General features: G+C 65.2%; 6 protein-coding genes. 5 read left to right on the top strand and 1 reads right to left on the bottom strand.

Features of this window, described 5'->3' with window-relative positions; translation table 11 throughout:
- Positions 1-98: 98 nt before the first annotated feature.
- The 4 genes from NMI01S_RS13305 to NMI01S_RS36525 all read left to right on the top strand — a co-directional run bounded on the left by NMI01S_RS13305 (position 99) and on the right by NMI01S_RS36525 (position 4,736).
- Positions 99-1,400 (top strand): cytochrome P450, encoded by a 1,302-nt coding sequence (locus NMI01S_RS13305; protein WP_062997107.1) that lies wholly within the window; start codon positions 99-101, stop codon positions 1,398-1,400.
- 360 nt (positions 1,401-1,760) lie between these two features.
- Positions 1,761-3,815, top strand: a complete 2,055-nt coding sequence (locus tag NMI01S_RS13300; protein WP_062997105.1) for an NACHT domain-containing protein — start codon at positions 1,761-1,763, stop codon at positions 3,813-3,815.
- A gap of 340 nt (positions 3,816-4,155) precedes the next feature.
- Complete coding sequence (locus NMI01S_RS13295) at positions 4,156-4,515, top strand: nuclear transport factor 2 family protein (protein WP_062997103.1); 360 nt, start codon at positions 4,156-4,158, stop codon at positions 4,513-4,515.
- On the top strand, positions 4,476-4,736 hold the full coding sequence (locus tag NMI01S_RS36525) for a DUF6630 family protein (protein WP_439956259.1): 261 nt from the start codon (positions 4,476-4,478) through the stop codon (positions 4,734-4,736). The genes NMI01S_RS13295 and NMI01S_RS36525 overlap by 40 nt, the downstream gene beginning before the upstream one ends.
- Positions 4,737-4,902: 166 nt before the next feature.
- Here the strand turns inward: NMI01S_RS36525 and NMI01S_RS13290 are convergent, their stop codons facing one another.
- Positions 4,903-5,610: a dihydrofolate reductase family protein gene (locus NMI01S_RS13290; RefSeq protein WP_245716842.1), complete on the bottom strand. Its 708-nt coding sequence runs from the start codon at positions 5,608-5,610 to the stop codon at positions 4,903-4,905.
- Positions 5,611-5,672: 62 nt separating this feature from the next.
- On the opposite strand from NMI01S_RS13290, the gene NMI01S_RS13285 reads away from it, so the two are divergent.
- Positions 5,673-6,665: a sigma-70 family RNA polymerase sigma factor gene (locus tag NMI01S_RS13285; RefSeq protein ID WP_084512961.1), complete on the top strand. Its 993-nt coding sequence runs from the start codon at positions 5,673-5,675 to the stop codon at positions 6,663-6,665.
- Positions 6,666-6,696: the final 31 nt, after the last annotated feature.

Raw genomic sequence — 6,696 nt, 5'->3', positions numbered from 1 at the left:
AGTACGGCCGAGGCGCGGGTACTTCCGGGCGACAGTCACGAGACATGCCATGTCCACACTTTCCTACTGGGCGGGACAGTTCGACGATGGGGGGCTCGATGAAACCGCAGTACCTGTATCGGTGGGTCAACAACCACGGGGTGATCCGCCTCTTCACGAAGGTGCAACTCCGTCGCGGTGATCTGTTCGCGCAATTGATCGGCAGCCGGGAGGGGATAGATAACCCGTACGCTCTGATCGAGAAGATGCGCGGGAAGGGCGGATTGATCCGGGCCCACCCGGTATGGATCACCTTCGATCACGATATGGCTCGAGAAATATTGCGCGACAAACGTTTCGGTGTGGGCGTACCGACGGTGCTCGCGCCGCGCCCCGTACGGCGCGTCCTGCACCGCCGGCCCGTCCCGCCGAACCCGGTGGACGCTCCGTCGATGCTGGTGATCGACCAGCCCGAGCACACCCGGATGCGTAAACCGGTGACCGCGGCCTTCACGCCACGTGCCATCGCCCGGCTTCGAGAGAGAATCGAGACCGTTACAGAGGAGCTGCTCGCGACGCTTCCCGACGACGGGCCCGCAGATCTGGTGATGCAGTACGCCGCGCAGGTGCCCATCGCCATCATCTCCGAAATACTCGGCTTCCCGGACTCCGACCGCGAGATGTTCCTGCGCTGGGGCGACGACATCAGCCCGTTGCTCGACCTGGGGATCTCCTGGCGCACACATCAGCGGGCGATGGAATCCTCGGAGCGAGTGCACCGATATCTCATGGAGCACATCGACCGCCTTCGCGCTGAACCCGGCGACGATATCCTCAGCAACCTCGTCACCGGAAGCGATCTGTCCACTCACGAACTGTGCGCCTCGGCGACCCTGCTGATGGCCGCGGGCTTCGAAACAACGGTCAACTTGATCGGCAAGGGCGTCACCTGGCTGCTGCGTCACCCCGATCAGTTGAGTCGATTGCGCGCCGAACCGGAGCTGTGGCCCAACGCGGTCGAGGAAATCCTGCGGATAGATCCGCCGGTGCAAACCACCGCCCGCACCACCCGTACGACGCTGGAGATCGGCGGTACCCGACTTCGCGCGGGTTCGACCGTGGTGCTGTCCTTGGCCGGCGCGAACCGCGACCCCGCTGTGTTCACCGACCCGGCCCATTTCGACATCACCAGGAACAATGCCAACAACCATCTGTCATTCAGCAGCGGTATCCACGTGTGTCTGGGCGCCGGTCTGGCACGGATGGAAGCGGCGCATGCTCTGCGAGCCCTCTTCGAGACTTTTCCGGACCTGCGATTGTCCGACGCGCCCACCCGTCGCCCGCTCTTCACGCTGCACGGATACGAACGCCTTCCCGTGCACACCGGTCCACGCCTTCGCAGCCCCCAGCCCGCCGTCTGACCTGCATCTACAAGGTGACGCCGTACGAAGTGTCGTCCATGACACCGGACACACAACGTCTAGCCTGACACCGCGATCGCCGTCGCTCCGGAGCAGGTGCACACCCCTCTCTGGCTCGACGGGTGGCCGACGCGCGGCGGAACATGGGTTCCGCCGCTCATCCTCGCCCACTCGAGCGATACCCACTCTGATTGGTGGGCAGGGAGGCTTACGGATTCAGGCGGTTGAGGTTCGCAGTGAACGCTCGAAAGCATCGGGGCTTTGGCTCCCGATCGCGGAATGCCGCCGGGTGGTGTTGTGGAGGTTCATCCACTTGTCAACCGAGACAACGAATTCGGGGTCGCGCCGATAGTAGTGTGTATGTCCGTGCGTCAATTGATGTCGGCCGTCACGGGCCTGATCGTGGTGGGGGCCGTCTGGTGGATTCTGTGGGTGACGCTGCTCGGGCCGAATGAGAAAAGTACCGCCAGTGGGTACGGGCAGTTCGTCGTGGCTGTGGTGGTGGCAGTCTGCTCACTCGTCGTGTGGGTGGTGAGGACGTTCTGGTCGAGGACGGCCGAGCCTCTGGATCGGCTCGCAGACCGATTGGCGGCCCGCATGCACGAACGATGGGCCGAGGAGGCGCACGATCGTGATCTAGTGGTCGAACCGTTGCCTATCAGGTGGCGTCAAGCGGCGCTCTCTGTTGCCGTTCCTGTGGCCGCAGCAACGTCGACACGGGGTGGGCGGCCGCGGTTCGACCCTCTACCGGGTGTTTCCGTCATCACTAGCGCTGCCTTGCAGGAGGGTGACCGTAGCACCCTGTATGACGTCTACGGTGGGCTGCCCTCCGGCCGACTGGTGATCACCGGGGATGCGGGTTCGGGAAAGAGCGCCGCCGCGATTCTCCTGCTACTCGACGCCCTGAAGTTCCGCGAGCAGGGTCACTCCGGGATTCCGGTGCCGGTGATGTTCACCTTGCACAACTGGGACCCGGAGGGCACACCGTTCAACGAATGGCTCATCGACAAACTCGCTGAGACCCTCCCGCTCCGGAGACGCGAAGCGAAGAGCCTTGTCCAGGCGCGACGAATCGCGGTGTTTCTCGATGGTCTCGATGAAATGCCGGAGCAGCTGCGGCCGATCGCGTTGCAGGCGCTGAACAAGGCCGATTTCCGCCTGGTACTGCTCAGTCGGCGCGAGGAGTTCCGCGCTGCCGTACAGCACGAGCCGCTGTTGGGTGCTGCCGTCATAGAGCTCCGGTCTTTGAAGCCCGCCGACGCCGCCGACTACCTACTGCGTCACGTCGTCTCCCCGCCACCACCGAATTGGCAGGCCGTCGCCGAAAAGCTCAACGCCGATCCACGGAGCCCCCTGGCCCGGGCGCTGAACAGACCACTCACCGTGACCCTGCTCCGCGACACCTACCCACAGAGCGGAGAGGTCGACGAACTCCTCGACCGCAAGCGCTTTCCGACACCCAAGCGGATCGAGAGCCACCTGCTCGACCAGGTGCTCATCGCCGCATACACCCCGGAAGCGGGTGGCCCGAAGCCTCGATACTCCGTGCAGACCGCGGAACGGACGCTCGGCTACATCGCCGACCGCCTGAAGCGGAACGGAAGTCGTGACCTGGCGTGGTGGACCATCGGGCAATGGACCGAGCCCGGGATCGCGCTGTTTGCACGGGCGATGACCGTCTGGTTCGTGACCGCAATCCCCATCGGCTTCCTGCTGGGTCTTTCGTACTGGATCGCGGATGGCAGAGAGATCGCGTCCGGAGTGCCGGTTGGGCTTGCCATCGGGCTCGTGTCCGCGTTGTCGACCATTCGCGAGAAGACCAAACCCAAGCGGGTCGCTGTTCGCTGGTGGCTGGCACCAGTCACGACCACTGGATTGTTGATGGCGCTCCCGCTCGGGCTCGGAACCGGATTCGCACTCGTTTTTGTCAACGACCTCGAGCCCGCGCTCGTGTGGTGGCTCGTGCTCGGGGTGGTGCTCTGGCTTACGCTCGGGATCGGGACTTCGTTGTTCGTCTCGGACCAGGACGACAACCGCTCGCACGACCCTGTTACCTCGTGGAGGCAAGACGTCATGGCCGGCCTCGGATTCGGGGTCATATGCGGGTTCGGCGCGCTGACGGCAGGGCTGTGTTTCGGCATGCGGTTCGATCTCGGGTTGCCGGCCGTGCTCGCGGTAGGGCTGCTCGGCGGACTTGCCGCGATGCTCGCTTTGCCCCCCGCAATGACCGCGTCGTGGCCAACCTTCTGTTTCCAGATCGAGCTGGCCCTACGGCACCGAACGCCGGTGCGGCTCATGCGGTTTTTGGAGGACGCAAGGCAGCGAGGCGTGTTACGCACAGTGGGACCGATTTACCAGTTTCGGCACGCGGAGCTTCAGGATCGATTGGCTGCGAACGTGAGCAAGCCTCAATAGGCGAGCAGGCAGGGTCATGTGCCGGCGGGTCAGAGCCGACAGCGCGCCCGTGGCGACATCAGCACCGCGGGCCGCCGAAAGGACCCGAGTAGCCGACGCCGGTGACGCCGTCGTCGAAGTCCAAGCCACGCAGGGAGATCCGGCCGAGCACCTCCTCGCCGCCGCGGACGCCAAGCTTTGCTTGAAACAGTTCCAGGTCGGTTTCCCTGCACGCCCTGGTCATGCCGCGACGAATCCGGCACCTCGACGGGTGCTTGGACCTTGCCCGGGCGGACTGCCAAGATCAGCCGAGTGTGAACGTCCTGGCGCGGATACGGCATCGGCTGGGAGAGTGTTCCTCATGGAGAACTTGCGGGACGCCGAGCGCCGGCTGCAGACCGCGCAGCTCGCTGGAGACGTCGAGGCGCTGGATCGGCTGATGGATGATCGGCTGATCTTCACCTTCGGTGCGAATGTTCAGACCAAGGCGGACGACCTGGAGCTGCACCGCACTCGAGCGCAGGTGGTGACGAAGGTGGCCGAGGAGGAGTTGACCGTGCTCACCGACGGGCGCACCGGGGTGACGTGGTTTCTCGGCACCGTCGAAGGGACCGTCTTCGGGGCGCCTTTCGCGGCCAGGATGCGCTACACCCGTACCTGGCTATACGACGAGACTCACGGTTGGCGAATCATCGCCGCGCACGCCGGCACGACCGATTGACGCAGCCGACACGTTGTCCGACGACCGGCCCGTTGCCGTCCACCTGCACGTTCGCGACAGTATGCCAGCCCTTCCAGGGATGTCTACCAGCATTTGACATCGAGTCCGACTGCTACCCAGTCACTTTCGTTCCTGCCGAACATGTCGATCGGCTGACGGCGCTGGCCACCGAGGCGGCCTACCGCGTCGTCGTCCTGCGCGCGAGACCGCGGACGAGGTAGGTAGCAGCGAGCAGCACCGGGACATGGACTGCCCCGGTGCCGTGGGTCGGCGGCGGGGCGAGGTCGGCCCGGTAGTGGGAACCGCCGGGAGTAAGCGTTGCCATGACCGCGCGACCGGCGGGACGTCGACGCGGCCATGGGCAACCGGGCTGGGGCTGTAGAGGCGTTAGCCTCGCGCGATTTCGTAGCTGTAGTACACGAGGCCGTCGCCGAGCTGTCGGGTGTCGGCCAGGTGTAGCGGTTTCTTGGCACCGGCCTCGTCGAACAGACGCCGGCCGGTTCCCACCACCACCGGAAAGACGACCAGCCGCAGTTCGTCGAGCAGGTTGTGTTCGATCAGAGTGCGTGCGAGCTGGTAGCTGGCGTAGATCAGGATTTCCCCGTCCACCGTGCCCTTCAGCTCCGAAACCTCCTTGACCGCGTCGCCGCGCAGGACGGTGACGTTTCTCCACCGAGGGTCGTCGACGGTCGAGGACACGACGTACTTGGGCATGCTGCGCACCCTGTCCGCCCACTCGGGGCCCACACGCCCCTCCGCCAGGTTCTGCTCTGTCATCCGGTCCGCGAACCACTCATTGGTCCGCCCGCCCAGCAGCAGCACTTCGGCATGCAGCGCTTCCTGCGTCTCACGCGCGGTCCAGTCTTCGAGGTCCTTGGGTCCTACGAACTGGTGGAACCAGCCGCCATGTTCGAAGCCCTCCGCGCCGTCCGGGTCCTGGACCACTCCGTCGAGTGTGACGTTCGAGGTGAGAACGATTTTTCCCATTTCCGTGCTCCATTGACGATGTTGTCGGTTGTCACGGGTGTGGACGCCGCGACATCGGAAAAGGGGGCGCTGCCCGAGCGCCCCCTTCGCGCAGCGGCCGGCGTCCATACAGGATGGAACCGCACACACGGAGAGAGGCGGCGGGAGTGGAGTTGGCGGGAACAGACCTGATGTCGCGGGCGCGGGCCGGCGACGGCGAGGCGTTCCGAGCGCTGACCGAGCCGCACCGTCGCGAGCTGCAGGTGCACTGCTACCGGATGCTCGGATCGTTTCAGGATGCCGAGGACGCCCTTCAGGACACGTTGTTGGCCGCGTGGCGTGGCCTCGACCGATTCGAGGGCCGCGCCTCGGTTCGCACGTGGCTCTACCGCATCGCGACGAACCAGTGCCTCGACGCGTTGCGCGCCGAGCGCCGGCGCCCCGCGAAGCCGTGGGACGTTCCGGGGGTCGAACCGCCGGAACCGACGGGTTTCGGCGAAATCCATTGGCTCGAGCCTTATCCCGACACCCTTCTGAACGGCACGATCAGTGTGCCGCTGGGTCCGGAGGCCCGCTACGGGCAATCCGAATCCATCTCCCTGGCATTCGTGACCGCCTTGCAGATCCTGCCGCATCGCCAGCTCGCCGTTCTCATCCTGCGCGATGTCCTCGGATTCCACGCCGACGAAGTGGCCGACATGCTCGACACGACCGTCGAATCGGTCAAAAGCGCCCTCAAGCGCGCACGTGCGGGCATGCGAGATCGACTGTCGGTGACGGCTGCCGGAGCCCAGCCGCCCGCCGCCGGCTCGCCTGCCGAGAACGCGCTCGCGGCGAAGTTCGTCAGCGCCTACGAATCCGCCGACGTCGATGCGTTGGTGACGCTGTTGACCGACGACGTCTTCATGTCGATGCCACCGATACCGTTGGAGTACCGGGGCCGAAACAGCGTGGCACGCTTCTGCGCCTTCGTTTTCGGCTCGGTACGGAGATTCGAACTGGTGCCGACGCGAGCCAACGGTCAACCGGCGTTCGGTGTCTACCGACCGACCCCCACCGGTAGTCGGGGAGTCGGCCTGTTCGTGCTCACTCTCGCCGGCGACCGAATCAGCGCCATGACCCGCTTCGAGGAGATCGTCCTCCCTACGTTCGGGTTGCCGGCATCCCTGCCACGTGCACGGTAGAACGCCGTCGACTCGTGCCATGTACCGCCCT

It is taken from the genome of Nocardia mikamii NBRC 108933, assembly GCF_001613505.1.
GTDB classification, from domain to species: Bacteria; Actinomycetota; Actinomycetes; order Mycobacteriales; family Mycobacteriaceae; genus Nocardia; species Nocardia mikamii.
Note: the sequence above shows the minus strand (reverse complement) of the source record. Positions and strands in the feature narration are given on the sequence as shown.

Excerpts from the sequence above, each read along its gene's own strand:
- NMI01S_RS13305 (WP_062997107.1), top strand. The coding sequence starts at position 99 with ATGAAACCGCAGTACCTGTATCGGTGGGTCAACAACCACGGGGTGATC.
- NMI01S_RS13300 (WP_062997105.1), top strand. The coding sequence starts at position 1,761 with ATGTCCGTGCGTCAATTGATGTCGGCCGTCACGGGCCTGATCGTGGTG.
- NMI01S_RS13295 (WP_062997103.1), top strand. The coding sequence starts at position 4,156 with ATGGAGAACTTGCGGGACGCCGAGCGCCGGCTGCAGACCGCGCAGCTC.
- NMI01S_RS13290 (WP_245716842.1), bottom strand. The coding sequence starts at position 5,610 with ATGGACGCCGGCCGCTGCGCGAAGGGGGCGCTCGGGCAGCGCCCCCTT.
- NMI01S_RS13285 (WP_084512961.1), top strand. The coding sequence starts at position 5,673 with ATGTCGCGGGCGCGGGCCGGCGACGGCGAGGCGTTCCGAGCGCTGACC.